This window comes from Streptomyces sp. NPDC001108 (genome assembly GCF_053598535.1).
Map to the genome: position 1 here is coordinate 397,086 of NZ_JBSFKL010000004.1, position 15,482 is coordinate 412,567.

A 15,482-nucleotide genomic window follows, 5' to 3' on the forward strand; every position below is an offset into this window, starting at 1 on the left:
CGGAATTCGACCCTCCAGCACCGATAAACGGTCACAATCGAATCAAGTACGGACGCAAGCGGTTTCCAAGAGCCTCCAGCCCTTGAAAGCATCGAGCTCACGCCGGGGGGCGTGAGAGTGCTGAGGGCTCAGGGGGACGTGAGTGACGGGGTTCGTCTTTCTGCGGGTGCGGGCCCATCGGCTGCTGCTCTGCGCCGCCGTCCTCGCCGTGCTGCTGACCACATCGGTGCTGGCGGCGCTGACCGCCTTCTCCGGTTCGGTGGGCGACGCGGCGCTCCGTAACGCCCTCACCCACCGCTCGGCGGCCGACGCCTCCTTCGCGGTGTCCGCGCAGGTGCCGCCCGACCGGCGGGAGGCGGCCGACGCCGTCGCCCGGAAGGCGGCCGGTGCGGCCTTCGACGGTCTGCCGGTGACCGTGCGCACGCTGGAGACCTCGGGGGCGTACGCGCTGCCGACCGGACTGCGGGCCCCCCGCCTCCGCTCCGACGACCCCGATCTCGCCCACTTCGCCGCGCTCGACCGCAGCCGCGTCCGGATCACCTCGGGCCGGGCGCCCGCACCGGACGGCGGGGCGGACGGCGGGCCCGTCGAGGCCGCGCTGCCGCTGCCCGCGGCCAAGGCGCTGCGGCTGGAGCCCGGCGCCCGGTTCACGGTCACCGACCGGCTGACCGACAAGCCGCTGCCCGTCCTGGTGACCGGGGTGTACGAGGTCGCCGACCCGGCCGACCCGTACTGGCAGCTCGACGAGCTGGGCGGGCGCGGTGTGCGCCGTCTCGCCTTCACCACGTACGGACCGCTGCTCACGGGGGCGGCCGTGCCCGGGTCCGGGCGGGTCAGTGCCGGGACGATGTCCTGGCTGGCGTCCGCCGACTTCCGTACGGTCACCACCGGCCGTATCGACGGGCTGCGGGCCTCCGCCGAGGCCGCCCCGAAGCGGGTGACGTCCGCTCCCGAGTTCAAGAGCGGGGCCTCCGCGCGGACCTCGCTGCCCCGGGTGCTGGAGCAGATCGACCGGGCGCTGCTGGTCTCCCGTTCGACGCTGATGATCGTGGCGGTGCAGCTGGTGCTGCTCGCGGGGTACGCGCTGCTGCTGGTGGCCCGGCTGCTGAGCAGCGAGCGGGCCGGGGAGACCCGGCTGCTGCGGGCCCGGGGCGGTTCGCGCGGCCGGATCACGGCGCTCGCCGCGATCGAGGCGCTGCTGCTGGCGCTGCCCGCCGCGCTGGTGGCCCCGCTGCTCGCCGGGCCGTTGACCCGGCTGCTCGCGGACCGGGGCGCGCTGGCCCGGGTCGGGGTGCGGATCGAGGCGGGGGCCACCGGGGCGGTGTGGCTGGTCTCCGTGGGTGTCGCGCTGGCGTGCGCGCTGGCGGTGGTGGCGCCCGCGCTGTCGGCCGGGGCCGGGGACCGTCCGGCGGGGCGGGCGGCGTCGCTGCCCGGACCGCTGCGGGCGGGCGCCGACATCGGGCTGCTGTTGATCGCGGGGGTGGCCTACTGGCAGCTGGACCGTCGGGCCTCGGAGCTCGGCGGCGGCGTGCTGAGCGGGGACCGCCGGGGCGATCTGGGGATCGATCCGCTGCTGGTCGCGGCGCCCGCGCTGCTGCTGCTCGCGGGCACGGTGCTGACGCTGCGGCTGCTGCCGCCGGCGGCCCGGCTCGCGGAGCGGGCGGCGGCGGGCGGCCGGGGGCTGATCGCCGCGCTGTCCGGCTGGCAGTTCAGCCGCCGCCCCCTGCGGGGTGCCGGGCCGGTGCTGCTGCTGGTCCTCGCGGTGGCGATGGGCATGCTGGCCGTGGGGCAGCGCGCCTCCTGGGACCGTTCGCAGAGCGACCAGGCGGACTTCCGGACCGGTGCGTCCCTGCGCGTGCTGACCGGGGTCCAGGACAATCCGGCGGCCGCGGTCGGCTACGCCCGGCTGCCCGGGGTGCGGGACGCGGCGCCCGCGCTCCGGACGGAGACCGAGCTCTCCGACGCGCGCACCGCCACGGTCCTCGCCCTGGACACCGCGCACGCCCCCGACCGGATGCTGATCCGCGACGACCTCACCGACCGGCCCCGTCAGCGGCTGTTCGAACCGCTCGCCGCGCCGCGGCCCGCCCGGACCGGGCTGCCGCTGCCCGGGCGCAGCACCCGGTTCCGGTTCGACGCGCGGATCACCACGGACGCGAAGCACCGGGCGACGGGCGACGACCCGGTCCTCTCGGTGCTCGTGGAGGACGGCTACGGGCTGCCGTACCGGGTGGTGGCCGGGGCGGTGCCGACGGACGGCAGGGCGCACCCCTTCACCGTCGAGGTGGCGGACGGCGTCGACTTCACGGTCACCGGCTTCGAGCTGACCGGCAACCGCCCGTTCGAAGGGAACGAGCGGCACCGGCTGACCGTCGAGGGCCTGCGGGCCACGGGCCCGGACGGCACCGGGCGGGCGGTCCCGGTCCCCGCGGGCTTCGGCTGGCGGGCCGCGCTGTCCGGCACCGGCTCCGGCGGCGAACCCGCGCCCGCCGAGCCGCTGACCGCGTCCGCCTCCGCCGACCACCCGCTGACCGTCGGCTACGACATCACCTACGCCCCGAACGACTGGGACTACACCCCGGCCTACTCGATGCGGGTCACCGTGCCCCGCCCGAAGCCCCCGGTGCCGAACGCCCTCGCCACCGACGCCTATCTGAAGGCGGCCGGGGCCCGGAAGGGGCAGGTCGTCGATGTCACGCTGGCCGGTGAGAAGGTCCGGGTGAAGATCGCGGACACGGTCCGGCAACTGCCGACCACCGGTGTCGGTATGGAATCTTCCGCCCCTGTGGCGGCCCGGGACGGCGGCGCCCTGCTGATCGACCTCCGGGCGCTGGGCCAGGTCTTCGCCCAGCGCCCCGGCGCCGTGCTCACCGCCAACGAGTGGTGGCTCGCCACCGAACCCGGGCGGACCGCCGAGGCCGCCGCCGCGCTGCGGGCCCGGCCGGACAGCGAACCGGCACGGATCCTGGTGCGGGACGAGATCGCCCGGGAGCTGACCGGCGATCCGCTGGGCGCCGGGCCGCAGTCCGCGCTGCCCGCGATGGCGGTCACCGCGGCGGCCCTGGCCGCGGTCGGCTTCGCGGTGAGCGCGGTCGGCGCGCAGCGGGAGCGGAACGGCGAATTCGCCGTACTGCGGGCGCTGGGCACCCCGCGCAGGCGGCTGACCCGGATGATCGCCGTCGAGCAGGGGGTGCTGATCACGATCGCGCTGCTGGTCGGGACGGTCCTCGGGGCGGTGCTGAACCGGGCCGTCGTGCCGCTCGTCGTGCTCACCGGGCAGGCCACCGCGCCGGTCCCCGGGGTGCTGGTGCGGTTGCCCGCCGGGCAGACCGCGATGCTGCTCGCGGGGGTCGCCGTGCTTCCGCTGCTGACCGTGGTGTTCCTCGCCCTGCGCGGCATCGATACCGCCACCTCGCTGCGTGTCCAGGGGGACAGCTGACATGACTTCGCGTTCCGTTCGCACCGGCCGGCACCCGGCCGACGCGCCCTGGGTGCGCACCCGGCTGCGCACCGCGCCCGGCACCGCCTGGGCGCTGGCGCTGCTGGTGCTGGTCACCGCGTTCCTCTCGGCCGTCTTCCCGCGCGCGGTGGAGCACCAGGGGACCGAGGGGCTGCGCCAGGACATCACCTCCGCCGGCGCCGGGCGCAGCGTCCTGGAGCTGATCAGCCCGCAGCCCAGCCTCCAACTGCCCCCGGCCGAGCGCGAGGCGGCGGTGCGCGGTGCGGCGCTGAAGGCCGTCCACGACAAGGCGCGCGCCGCGATGCCCGCCGAGGTGCGGCCGGGTGCCGCCGACTCCTCGTACGGCTTCCGCACCGCGCAGCCGATGGCCGCGGCGGAACCCTGGCTGCCCCGGCCCGAGGGGGTCGACCCGAAACTGAGCTACGCCACCCCGTCGGACCTCCGCGACCACGCCACGCTGCGTTCGGGGTCCTGGCCCGCCGTGCGCGGCCTGGTCACCGAGGACACCGACGAGGTGGAGGGCGTGGTCACCGGGGCGACGGCGAAGGCGCTGGGCGCCCGGCTCGGGGCGACGGTCTCCGTGCCGACCCGGGCCGGGGAGCATCTGACCGTACGGATCACCGGCATCGTCACCCCCAGGGAGCCGCGGAGCACCTACTGGTCGGCCGAGCCGCTGTTCCGGACCCCGGCCCTGGTGCCGGAGCCGGGTTCGAACCCGCCCAGCCTGGACCCGCCGCGCCACTACTGGACCGCGACCGTGCTGCTGCCGCAGGACGCCGCGCCGGCCCTGCTCGGCTCGACCGGTGAGCCGGAGATGTTCTGGCGGTTCCCGCCGGACGCCTCCGGTCTGACCGCCGCCGATGTGCCGGGGCTGCGCACGGCGCTCGCCTCGCTGGAGGGCGGTCCGGGGCTGGTGCGGCTGCGCGCGACGGCCGGTGACAACGCGGTGTTCACGACCGGCCTGGACCAGATCCTCGCCGGGTACGACACGCTGCGCACCGCGATCGGGCCGGTCGTCACGGTGGCCGCGGTGGGGGTCGGGGCCGTCGCCGCCGTGGTGCTGCTGATGACGGCCGGGCTGATCGGCGGGCGGCGCCGGGAGGAGCTGGCGCTGCTGCGGGCGCGCGGCGGTTCGCTGGCCGGGCTGGCCGGGCGGCTGCTGGCCGAGACGGCCGTGGTCGCGGTGCCCGCGGCGGCGCTGGGGCTGCTGGCCGCGCTGCCGTTCTTCGGGTCGGCCCGGCCGGGGCTCGCGGTGGCCGGGCCGGTCGCCGTCGCCGTTCTGGTCTGTGTGGCGGTGCCGGTGGGGGCGGTGGCGCCGCACCGGCGGCCGCGGCTGCCCGGGGCCCGTGACGATCTGATGACCGCCCGCCCGTCCCGGCTGCGTACGGTCGCCGAGCTCACCGTGCTGGTGCTGGCGGTGGGCGCGGTGGTCGGGCTGCGGCGGCGCGGCACGGCGGAGGGCGGCGGCGATCTGCTGGTCAGCGCCGCGCCGGTGCTCGTCGGGCTGATCGCGGCACTGGTCCTGGTGCGGCTGCTGCCGTTGCCGCTGCGGCTGGCCTCGCGGGCCGTCGCCCGGCGGCGCGGGGCGATCGGCTTCCTGTCGCTGGCCCGGGCCGGGCGGGGTTCGGCGGGCGGTGCGCTGCCGCTGCTCGCGCTGCTGCTGGCGCTGACCACGGCGGCGTTCGGCGGTTCGGTCCTCGCGGGGGTCTCGGAGGCCCGGGACCGGGCGGCGGTGCTGGAGGTCGGCGCGGACGCCCGGATCAGCGGGCTGCTCGACGCGGCGCCGCTCCCGGCCCGGCTGATCCGGGAGGTCCGGGCGGCGGACGGCGTGCGGCGGGTGGCCGAGGTGCAGGTGGTGTCCGGGGTGCCGCTGCCGCCCGGCGCGGACGGTACCGGCAGCATGAAGAACGCGACCGTGCTGGGCGTCGATCCGGACGCGTACGCGCGGCTGGCCCGCACGGCGGAGCTGGGGACGTTCCAGCCGGACCGGCTGCGCGCGGACCGGGGCAAGGGCGGGGCCGGGGCCGTACCGGTGATCGCGTCGCCGTCCGTCGCCGCCGAGCTGGGCGACGGCCCGCGCGACCTGACCACCCCGGCCGGGGACCTCCGGGTGCGGGTGGCCGGGATCATGCCGCGTACCGCCGCCGTCCCCGACCACGACTTCCTGCTCGTCGACTCGGCGGTGCTCACCCGGCAGTGGACCACCACCCTGCTGGTGGCCGGTGCCCCGGACCCGAAGGCGCTGCGGTCCGCGGCCCGGGAGGCGGGCAAGGACATCTCCGTACGGATACGCGCCGAGGAGCGGGCGGCCTTCGTCGACACCCCGATGCAGCGGGGCACGCGCGGAATCTACGCGGCGGCGGTCGGGGTCGGGGCGGGCTACGCCCTGCTGGCGGTCCTGCTGTCGCTGCTGCGGACGGCTCCGGAGCGCACCGCGCTGCTGGCCCGGCTGCGGACCATGGGGCTCACCTCCCGGCAGGGCAGGCGGCTGCTGGCCCTGGAATCGCTGCCCCAGGCGCTGCCCGCGGCCTTCGGCGGGGTGCTGGTCGGCTGGGCGACGATCGCGCTGCTGGCGCCGGGCGTCGACCTCGCGGGGCTGGCGCTCTTCAACGGGACGGACGACGCCGCACCGGACGCCGCCCTGCTGCGGCCCGCCCCGTGGTCGCTGACGCTCCCGGCACTCGGCGTCGTCGTCCTCACCGTCGGGGCGGCCGCCGCCCAGGCGTGGTGGGCGAGCCGCCGCGGACCGATCACCGAACTCAGGTCAGGAGACCCGCGATGACGTCGCCGTCGGACGACACCAGCCTCAGCCTCGCCGAGCTCGAACAGCGGGCCGCCGCCCGCCGCGACCGGCCCTCCTACGGGCACGACGCGCTGATCGCCTGCGACCGGCTGGTCCGTATCTTCTCCGCCGACGGGGTGGAGGTGCAGGCCCTCCAGGGCCTGGATCTCCTGGTGTCCGAGGGCGAGTTGATGGCCCTGGTCGGCGCGTCCGGCAGCGGCAAGTCGACCCTGATGAACATTCTGGCCGGGCTGGACGTGCCGACCGCGGGTTCGGCGACGGTCGCGGGCCGCGATCTGCTGTCGATGGGCCCGAAGGAACGGCTCCGCTACCGGCGGGAGGTCGTCGGCTTCGTCTGGCAGCAGACCGCCCGCAACCTCCTCCCCTACCTCACCGCCCTCCAGAACGTCACCCTGCCGATGCAGCTGCGCGGCCGGGAGCGGCTGCGGGGCGCCGAACGGGCCGCCCGCGCCGAGTCGTTGCTGCGGATCCTGGAGGTCGAGGACTGCCGCGACCGGCGCCCCGCCCAGCTCTCCGGCGGCCAGCAGCAGCGGGTGGCCATCGCGGTGGCACTCGCCAACAACCCGTCGGTGCTGCTCGCCGACGAACCGACCGGCGAGCTCGACTCGGCCACCGGCGAGCAGGTCTTCGCCGCGTTCCGCCGCGCCAACGAGGAGCTCGGCACCACCATCGTGATCGTCACCCATGACCAGGCGGTGGCCGACGAGGTGCGCCGCACGGTCGCGATCCGCGACGGTCGCACCTCTTCGGAGGTGCTGCGCCGCACCGAGGTCGACGCCGCGACGGGGCTGGAGTCCCAGGTGGCCCGGGAGTACGCGATGCTCGACCGCGCGGGGCGGCTCCAGTTGCCCGCCGACTACACCGAGGCGCTCGGCATGGAGCACCGGGTGCTGCTGGAGCTGGAGCGGGACCACATCGAGATCTGGCCGGACGGTGAACAGCCGGGCAAGTAACGGCAGTTGGGGTGGGGTTTTCCCCCGCTCGGCTCCGCCGGGTGGCCCGATGGTTCCCCGGGGTGCGCGCCCCTAGCGTCGAGGACGGAAGCCGTACCTCGACGCTGGGAGCACGATGCGCCTCGTTCCACTGGTCACCGCCGGGCTCGGTCTGGCCGGTCTGCTCGCGGGCGGCGTGCCCGCGTCGGCCGCCCCGGACCCCGGGACCGCCCCCGCCACCGCCACCGCCCGGCAACGGCTCGACTGGGGCCCCTGTCCGGCCGACCAGCCGGAGCTGACCGAAGCCGGCGCACGGTGCGCGAAGGTCACCGTCCCGCTCGACCACGCCGACCCCGGCGGCCCGGTGATCCGGATCGCGATCTCCCGGATACGGGCCACCGCACCCCGGAGCGAGCGGCGCGGCATCCTGCTCTCCAACCCGGGCGGGCCGGGCGGCACCGGGCTCGCCCACCCCCTGTCGCTGCGCCCGGCGCTGAAGGACGTCGCGGCGCGCTACGACCTGATCGGCTTCGACCCGCGCTTCCTCGGCGGGTCCACCCCGATCGGCTGCGACCCGGCCGCCCCGGCGCCCGCGCCCGGCCCGGTCACCAGCCCCCGCGCGGACTTCGAGCGCTCGGTGCGGTCCGCCCGCGACACGGCGGAGCGCTGCCTGCGGCACGGGGACAACGCCCGGCTGCTGCCGCACGCCACGACCAGGAACGTCGCCCGCGACATGGACGCGATCCGGGCCGCCCTCGGCGCGCCGAAGCTGTCGTACTACGGGGTCTCGTACGGGGCCGACCTCGGCGCCGTCTACACCCAGATGTTCCCCCGCCGCGCCGACCGCATCGTCCTCGACTCCTCCACCGACCCGGCGGCCACCCAGTACGAACTGTTCCAGCGGTCCGGCGCGCCGCTCGAAGCGGGCCTGGACGAATGGGCCGCCTGGACCGCCCGGCACCACGCCGTCTACCGGCTCGGCACCACCCCCGCCCGCGTCCGGGCGAGCGTCCAGCGGCTGCTCGACGGCGCGGAGCACCGCCCCGTCACCGTCTCGGGCCTCCCGCTCGACGCCCCGCTGCTGCGGCTGGTGCTGCGCCAGTTCGTCCAGCACACGGAGTACGACGCGGCACTCGCCTCCACCGTGCGCGACCTGACCGACGCGGCGGCGGGCAGGCCGGTCGAGCCCGGCCCGGAGCTGGCCGGACTGCTCGAACTGCTCGGCTCGCCGGAGCTGGCGGACAGCATGCTCGGCGGGGCGCTCTTCATGTGCGGGGACCGGGGCTGGCCGGCCGGCGGCTGGCCGAAGGACCCGGAGACGTACTGGCGGAACATGGAGCGCAGCCGGTCCGGCCAGCCCGTCTTCGGCCCGTTCGTCAACGGGATGACGGCGCCGTGCGCGTTCTGGACCAGCCCCTCCCGCGAGCCCGCCACGGCGATCGGCAACCACGTGCCCGTCCTGATGCTCCAGGCCCGCCGGGACAACAACGTCCCGTACGAGGGGGCCCTCGCCCTGCACCGGCGGCTGACCGGCTCCCGGCTGGTGACGGCCGACATCCGCTCGCACGGGGTGTTCGGGCGCGGCACGGACGGGCTCACCCCGGTCCCCTGTGCCGACCGGGCCGTCGACGACTACCTGCGCCACGGCACCCTGCCCGCCGCCGACCTCACCTGCCCGGCCGCCGGGGAGGTCCGGTGATCAGCCGCCGTACGGGCCTGGCTGCCACCGCCGCCGCCCTGGTCACCACGGCCGCCGCCCCCGCGTCGGCCGCCGCCGGCCCCCGTACCGCCCTCCAGCGCTCGGTGGACGCGATCCGGGCCACCGGCGCCACCGGCGTCCTGGCCGAGGTGCAGAGCGCCGCCGGCCGGACCGTCGCCCGCGCCGGATCCGCCGATCTGCGCGCCCCGCACGAGCCGGTGCCCTGGGACTCCTCGTACCGGATCGGCAGCGACACCAAGACCTTCACCGCCGTGCTCGTCCTCCAACTGGTGGGCGAGGGGCGGCTGGGGCTCACCGATCCGGTGGAGCGGTGGCTGCCCGGCACCGTGCGGGGGAACGGGAACGACGGCCGCCGGATCACCGTGGCCGATCTGCTCCGCCAGACCAGCGGGCTCAACGACTACCTGGCCGTCTCCCCCGACGCGGCGGACGCGTTCACCCCCGAGGGCTACCGCCGGTCCCGGTTCCGTCCCGCCGTCCCCGCCGACCAGCTCGCCGCCGCGCTGAGCCGCCCGCCGCAGTGGCTGCCGGAGCCGGGCAGGCCGCGCTGGGGCTACTCCAACACCAACTACCTGCTCGCGGGCCTGGTCGTCGAGGCGGTGACCGGCAACCCCTGGGCGCAGGAGCTGCACGACCGGATCGTCGAGCCGCTGGGGCTGCGCCGGACGTCCACCCCCGGCACCTCCCCGTACCTGCCGCAGCCGGCGGCCCGCGCGTACACCTGGTTCCCCGGCGAGAAGCGGCCGACCGACACCACGCTGGCGTCCGGCGGCGGGGCGGACGGGGCCGTCATCAGCACCCCGCACGAGCACGGCGTCTTCCTCCGCGCCCTGATGGGCGGGCGGCTGCTGCGCCCGGCCGAGCTGGCGGCGATGAAGGAGACGGTGGCGGCCGAGGACTGGAGCCCGGCGCCGGGCGTCCGGTACGGGCTGGGCATCGCCTGGCGCCCGGTCCCCGGCGTCCGGGGCGGGGTCTGGTTCCACGGCGGTACGCATCTGGGGGTCGTCTCCGAGAGCGGGGTGACCGCGGACGGCGCGCGGGCCGCGACCAGCGCCACGTTCACCCTGCGGATGGGCGATCCGGCGCAGGAGGCGCAGGACCTGGCGGCGCTCCGTCTGGTCGACCGGGCGCTGGCCGCCCCGTAGGGGGTGTCAGCCTCCGACGGTCACCGCGAGGTCGCCGAGCCCGCTGCCGGGGGCGCGCAGGGCGATGGAGCCGAAGGGGGTGCGCAGCCGCAGCCAGGAACCGGCGGCGAGCAGGGCGACGGGGAAGTCCGGCGCCGCGCGGAGGAAGCCGAGCGACTGGGCGGCGTGCACGGCGCGCAGCGGGAGCCGGGTCGGGCCGACCGGGCGCGACCAGATCTCGCGGCCGATCCGGTCCCGCTCCGCCCGGGTGCGGTGGGGCTCGGGGAGCGCCGTGTCCCGGTCGCGGAATTCGGTCACGGCGGCGGAGAGCGCGGTGCGCAGGTCCACCGGGCCGGGCAGCCCCGGCTGTTCGTGCCAGCCGCCGCGCGGCGGGAGGACCCCGGTCCACGGCGGGCCGGTGACGGGGGCCGGGAGCGCGCCGGTGCCGGTGGACTCCCCGAGGGATTCGAGGAGTTCACCGGCGGACACGGTGACGTCGAAACCGTCCGGTCCGGCCAGCCGGGCCGCCCGGACCGCGAGGACCTCGAACGACGGCGGCCTGCCGAAGACGGCCAGCGCGCCGCCGCCCGCCTGCATCCGCACGGCGGCGGCCCGGTCGTAGTGGAGGAGCCGACCGAGGAAGGCCGCGAGATCCTCGGCCTCCCTCGCGTCGGCGAACTCCAGCGACCGTACGGGCACCGTCATGCTGCCGCGGGCTCCTCGGCCATGTACTGCTGGAGGAAGAGCCGCTCCTCGGCGGAGATCCGCCGGGGGCGCGACTCGGCCAGGTCGTAGGGCACGACGACGGTCGAGGCCCGCACGTACACCTGGTCCGGGTCCTTGATCTCGTACGCGATCGTCAGCGACGCGGCACCGATCTTCGTGACCCACGACTCGACGGTCACCGGCTCGTGCCGGTGGACCAGCGGCCGTACGTAGTCGATCTCGTGCCGGGCCACGACGGACCCGCCCGAGAAGGACGGCGAGCCGTCCCCGGGCGCCAGCCGGAACATGAAGTCGATCCGTGCCTCCTCCAGGTAGCGGAGGAAGACCACGTTGTTGACGTGCCCGAAGGCGTCCATGTCCGACCAGCGCAGCGGACAGCTGTAGAGGTGACGGGCCAAGACGATCAGCCCCGCGTGAGCTTCTTGTACGTGGCGCGGTGCGGGCGGGCCGCGTCCGCACCGAGGCGCTCGACCTTGTTCTTCTCGTACGACTCGAAGTTGCCCTCGAACCAGTACCACTTGGAGTCGCCCTCGTACGCGAGGATGTGCGTGGCGACCCGGTCCAGGAACCAGCGGTCGTGGGAGATGACCACCGCGGCGCCGGGGAACTCCAGCAGCGCGTTCTCCAGCGAGGAGAGGGTCTCGACGTCGAGGTCGTTGGTGGGCTCGTCGAGGAGGAGCAGGTTGCCGCCCTCCTTGAGGGTCAGCGCCAGGTTGAGGCGGTTGCGCTCACCACCGGAGAGGACGCCGGCCGGCTTCTGCTGGTCCGGGCCCTTGAAGCCGAACGCGGAGACGTAGGCGCGCGAGGGCATCTCGACCTGGCCGACGTTGATGTAGTCCAGCTCGTCCGAGACGACGGCCCAGAGGGTCTTCTTCGGGTCGATGTTGGCGCGGGACTGGTCGACGTAGGAGATCTTGACCGTGTCACCGACCTTGATGGAGCCGGAGTCCGGGGTCTCCAGGCCCTGGATCATCTTGAACAGCGTGGTCTTGCCCGCGCCGTTCGGACCGATGACGCCGACGATGCCGTTGCGCGGCAGCGTGAACGAGAGGTCGTCGATGAGGACCTTGTCGCCGAAGGACTTCGAGAGGTGCTCGACCTCGACGACGATGGAACCGAGCCGGGGGCCCGGCGGGATCTGGATCTCCTCGAAGTCCAGCTTCCGCATCTTCTCGGCCTCGGCCGCCATCTCCTCGTAACGGGCGAGGCGGGCCTTGGACTTGGTCTGGCGGCCCTTGGCGTTGGACCGGACCCACTCCAGCTCTTCCTTGAGCCGCTTGGCGCGCTTCTCGTCCTTGCGGCCCTCGACCTTGAGGCGGGCGGCCTTCTTGTCGAGGTACGTGGAGTAGTTGCCCTCGTACGGCAGGGCGCGGCCGCGGTCCAGCTCCAGGATCCAGTCGGCGACGTTGTTGAGGAAGTAGCGGTCGTGGGTGACCGCGACGACGGCGCCGGCGTACTTGGAGAGGTGCTGCTCCAGCCAGTTCACCGACTCGGCGTCGAGGTGGTTGGTGGGCTCGTCGAGGAGGAGCAGGTCGGGGGCCTCGATGAGCAGCTTGCAGAGCGCGACACGGCGCTTCTCGCCACCGGAGAGGTTGACGACCGGCCAGTCGCCGGGCGGGCAGCCCAGCGCGTCCATGGCCTGCTCCAGCTGGGCGTCCAGGTCCCACGCGTTGGCGTGGTCCAGGTCCTCCTGGAGCTTGCCCATCTCGTCCATGAGCTCGTCGGAGTAGTCGGTCGCCATGAGCTCGGCGACCTCGTTGAACCGCTTGAGCTTGCCCATGATCTCGGCGGCGCCGTCCTGGACGTTCTCCAGGACCGTCTTCGACTCGTCGAGCTGGGGCTCCTGCATGAGGATGCCGACGCTGTAGCCGGGCGACAGGAACGCGTCACCGTTGGACGGCTGCTCCAGGCCGGCCATGATCTTCAGCACCGTGGACTTACCGGCACCGTTGGGGCCCACGACACCGATCTTCGCGCCGGGCAGGAAGTTCAGGTTGACGTCATCGAGGATCACCTTGTCGCCGTGCGCTTTGCGCGTCTTGCGCATGGTGTAGATGTACTCAGCCAAGAGAAACCGTCCGGCAATCGATGAGTGGGCAGATACACCCATCTTGCCTGACGGGGGTACCCGGATGGAAACCAGTACGGCCCACGGTGTATTCCGGGCCCGCCCGGACGCCCTCCGGCGGGGAGGCGGGCCCTGCGCCCGGGGCGCCCCGGCACACTTCCCCGCCACGCCCCGGTACGCCCCGCCAGGCGTCCACCGGCGCCCTCCGGCACCCTGCGCGTCGGCACGTGCCCGGGGCGCGGCGGTCGACGGATGACATGGGACGCCGGATGACATGGGACGACCCCGGCGCGCCGGTGCGGCGTGCCGGGGTCGTCGACGGGCGGTGGTGACGGTCCGCCGTCCGTCCGTCACCCCGGCCAGGGGCCGGGGTGACGGCGGGGGCCCGCTGTCGCGCGGCCGCCCTTGCTACTGCTGCTCCCGCCCGCCGCTACTGCGCGGTGGGCTGGGCCTTGCGCTTGCGCAGGAGGAAGACCGCGCCGCCGCCGACGACGACGAGGGCGATCGCGACGCCCGCGATGACCGGGGTGGCGCTGGAGCCACCGGTCTCGGCGAGGTCGCCCGAGCCGCCGGTCGAACCGGTCGAGCTGCCGCCGGACGTGGCCGGGGTCTTGTCGCCGCCGGTCTGCGTGTCGGTGCCGCCGTTGCCGCCGTTGCCGCTGCCGCTGGTCTTGCAGTCCAGGATGCCCTTGAACGTCTTGGAGAAGCCGTTCGGGCCGGTGACCGTGATGTCGTACGCCTGGTCCTCGGCGACCGGGACGGTGATCGTCTCGGTCTTGCCCGCCTCGACGGTGTGCTCCTTGCCCGCCAGCTGGAAGGTGAACGCCTCGTCACCCTCGTTGCTCGCGGTCACGTCCACGCCGCCCTTGGCGCAGTTCTTCTGGGCCGAGACGGCCGGGATGGCGCCCTTCTTGGCCCAGGTACCGGTGGCGGTCGCGGAGACCGTGGACTCGCTGGAGCCGGCCAGGATCATGGTCTGGCTCTTGGTGACGCCGGCGAAGGCCCGGCCGACCGGGACCGAGGTGGTGGCCTGGACGGTCAGCGAGGCGGTGCCGTCGGCGGTGCCCGCCGGGACGTCGAAGTACAGCTCGGCGCCGTTGGCCGCCGTGGTGACGGGCTGGCCGGCCTTGTCGGTGACCTTGACGCCGCTGGCGGCGTCGACGGGACCGGTCACGGAGACCTGTCCGGCGTTGGTGTGGACGGTGACCGGTCCGAGCTTCTCACCGGAGCGGCCGGAGACCGCCGCCGGGTCCAGGGCGAGGGACGCCTTGGGCTCCTCCTGGTCGGTGGCGCTCTTCTCCAGCCAGTCGGCCAGCTTCTCGGCCTGGGCGTCGGTCGCGTCGACGTCGACACCGTCCGAGTAGCGCCAGATGGCGACCTGAGTGCCCGCCGCCGCGGTCTTCTCGGTGAGCGGGCCGGTGCCGGCCGCCTTGGCGAGCTCCGCGAGGTCGTCGACCTGCGGGTAGGAGTGCTCGAGGATCCAGCGGATCTTGCCCGCGTTCTTGTTGCTGTTGAGCGAGGTCTGGCTCCAGGGGGTCTCCAGGTACTTCGCCTGGTCCTGGGTGGGGTTGTGGATGTCGATGCAGTACGTCTTGAGCTTGCCGCCGCCGTCGACGGTCATCTCGAAGAGACCGGCGGGCAGCTGCTGGTTCCGGCCGTTGCTGTGCAGGACGGCACGGTCGAAGGTCTTCAAGCCGTCCAGCACCGCGGACGCGCCGCCCTGGTGCTGCGGCGTCTCGTCGGCGACGGCACTGCCCGCGCCGACGAAGGCGCCCGCCATGACCAGACCGGATGCCATCACCGACGCGGCCAGCCGGGCTATGCCGCGCCGCCTCGGAGATATGGCCGTCGCCTCCGAGGACGACGAAGCGGTCGCTGAAGAAGCAGAAAACACAGAATTCCCCTCCGGGCGGGGCCCTCCGCGCCTGATGCGCGTGTGGGGATTGCCCCGCCAGTCGACTCAAGTGCCCCGTGAGTACTCGGAATCCTAAGGACGAAGAGATGAACAGTCCCCCGTCATACCGTCGTACAACCATTCCGAATCGGAATCGTTATCCCGGAAACACCGCCGTTCACCTTCCGGCCCCGTCCACCGCCTCTCGCGGCACTTCCTTCCCGCCGCGACGCCCGGTCGCGAACGCGCCCGCTCCTTGCCCCCGCGCCCGCCACCGGGGCCCTGGTCCGGCCCGCTCAGGGGGCCGACGCGAGTGCGGGCACCCCTTCCTGACGTTCCGTCGGGGACCGCTCCGCGTCCGCGCTCCCCGCCTGTACGGCCGGGGACGGCTCGGCCTTCGACAGCCGCCGGAACGCCGCCGTTCCACGGGACAGGTCGTGGCCCACCGCCACCGCCTCGACGTCCACGGACGTACGGCGCTGCCCCTCCCGCTCCTCCTCACGCACCTTCAGCCTGCCGTGCACCAGGAGCGGTTCACCGATCGAAACGGAACCGGACAGATTCCAGGCCAGGGACCGCCAGGCCCACACGGTGTAGAAGCTGGTGCGCCCGTCCGCCCAGAGCTGCTTCTCGCGGTCCCAGCGGCGCGGCGTCACCGCGAACCGGAATCGCGCCATTCCGCCGGTCGCGGTCTCCCGGAACTCCACTCCCGTCGCCGCGTTGCCCACCAGGGTCACCAAAGTCTCGTTCATGGA

General features: G+C 74.6%; 10 protein-coding genes. 5 read left to right on the forward strand and 5 right to left on the reverse strand.

Going from position 1 to position 15,482, the window contains the following annotated elements; genetic code table 11:
• Positions 1–142: 142 nt before the first annotated feature.
• From ACWC97_RS13175 to ACWC97_RS13195, 5 genes are all read left to right on the forward strand, one after another.
• Positions 143–3,439, forward strand: a complete 3,297-nt coding sequence (locus ACWC97_RS13175; RefSeq protein ID WP_352275408.1) for an ABC transporter permease — start codon at positions 143–145, stop codon at positions 3,437–3,439.
• 1 nt (position 3,440) lies between these two features.
• Complete coding sequence (locus ACWC97_RS13180; protein WP_352275410.1) at positions 3,441–6,242, forward strand: FtsX-like permease family protein; 2,802 nt, start codon at positions 3,441–3,443, stop codon at positions 6,240–6,242.
• Positions 6,239–7,216, forward strand: coding sequence for an ATP-binding cassette domain-containing protein (locus ACWC97_RS13185; protein WP_450649174.1), 978 nt, complete (start codon positions 6,239–6,241; stop codon positions 7,214–7,216). The genes ACWC97_RS13180 and ACWC97_RS13185 overlap by 4 nt, the downstream gene beginning before the upstream one ends.
• Before the next feature lie 115 nt (positions 7,217–7,331).
• Positions 7,332–8,894 carry an alpha/beta hydrolase gene (locus ACWC97_RS13190; RefSeq protein WP_450649176.1) on the forward strand — a complete coding sequence of 521 codons (1,563 nt, stop codon included), beginning with the start codon at positions 7,332–7,334 and terminating at the stop codon, positions 8,892–8,894.
• On the forward strand, positions 8,891–10,060 hold the full coding sequence (locus tag ACWC97_RS13195) for a serine hydrolase domain-containing protein (protein WP_450649178.1): 1,170 nt from the start codon (positions 8,891–8,893) through the stop codon (positions 10,058–10,060). Before ACWC97_RS13190 ends, ACWC97_RS13195 begins: the two co-directional genes overlap by 4 nt.
• A gap of 6 nt (positions 10,061–10,066) precedes the next feature.
• On the opposite strand, the gene ACWC97_RS13200 is transcribed toward ACWC97_RS13195, so the two are convergent.
• The 5 genes from ACWC97_RS13200 to ACWC97_RS13220 form a co-directional block, all read right to left on the reverse strand.
• On the reverse strand, positions 10,067–10,744 hold the full coding sequence (locus tag ACWC97_RS13200; RefSeq protein ID WP_352275415.1) for a hypothetical protein: 678 nt from the start codon (positions 10,742–10,744) through the stop codon (positions 10,067–10,069).
• Positions 10,741–11,163, reverse strand: a complete 423-nt coding sequence (locus tag ACWC97_RS13205) for an acyl-CoA thioesterase (RefSeq protein WP_352275417.1) — start codon at positions 11,161–11,163, stop codon at positions 10,741–10,743. The genes ACWC97_RS13200 and ACWC97_RS13205 overlap by 4 nt, the downstream gene beginning before the upstream one ends.
• Before the next feature lie 5 nt (positions 11,164–11,168).
• Positions 11,169–12,833, reverse strand: a complete 1,665-nt coding sequence (gene ettA, locus ACWC97_RS13210; RefSeq protein ID WP_352275418.1) for an energy-dependent translational throttle protein EttA — start codon at positions 12,831–12,833, stop codon at positions 11,169–11,171.
• Between the two features lie 430 nt (positions 12,834–13,263).
• The gene (locus tag ACWC97_RS13215; protein WP_352275419.1) at positions 13,264–14,727 is read right to left on the reverse strand and encodes a Cys-Gln thioester bond-forming surface protein; all 1,464 of its coding nucleotides are present in this window, start codon (positions 14,725–14,727) and stop codon (positions 13,264–13,266) included.
• 296 nt (positions 14,728–15,023) lie between these two features.
• Positions 15,024–15,479 (reverse strand): single-stranded DNA-binding protein, encoded by a 456-nt coding sequence (locus tag ACWC97_RS13220; protein WP_352275421.1) that lies wholly within the window; start codon positions 15,477–15,479, stop codon positions 15,024–15,026.
• Positions 15,480–15,482 lie beyond the last annotated feature (3 nt).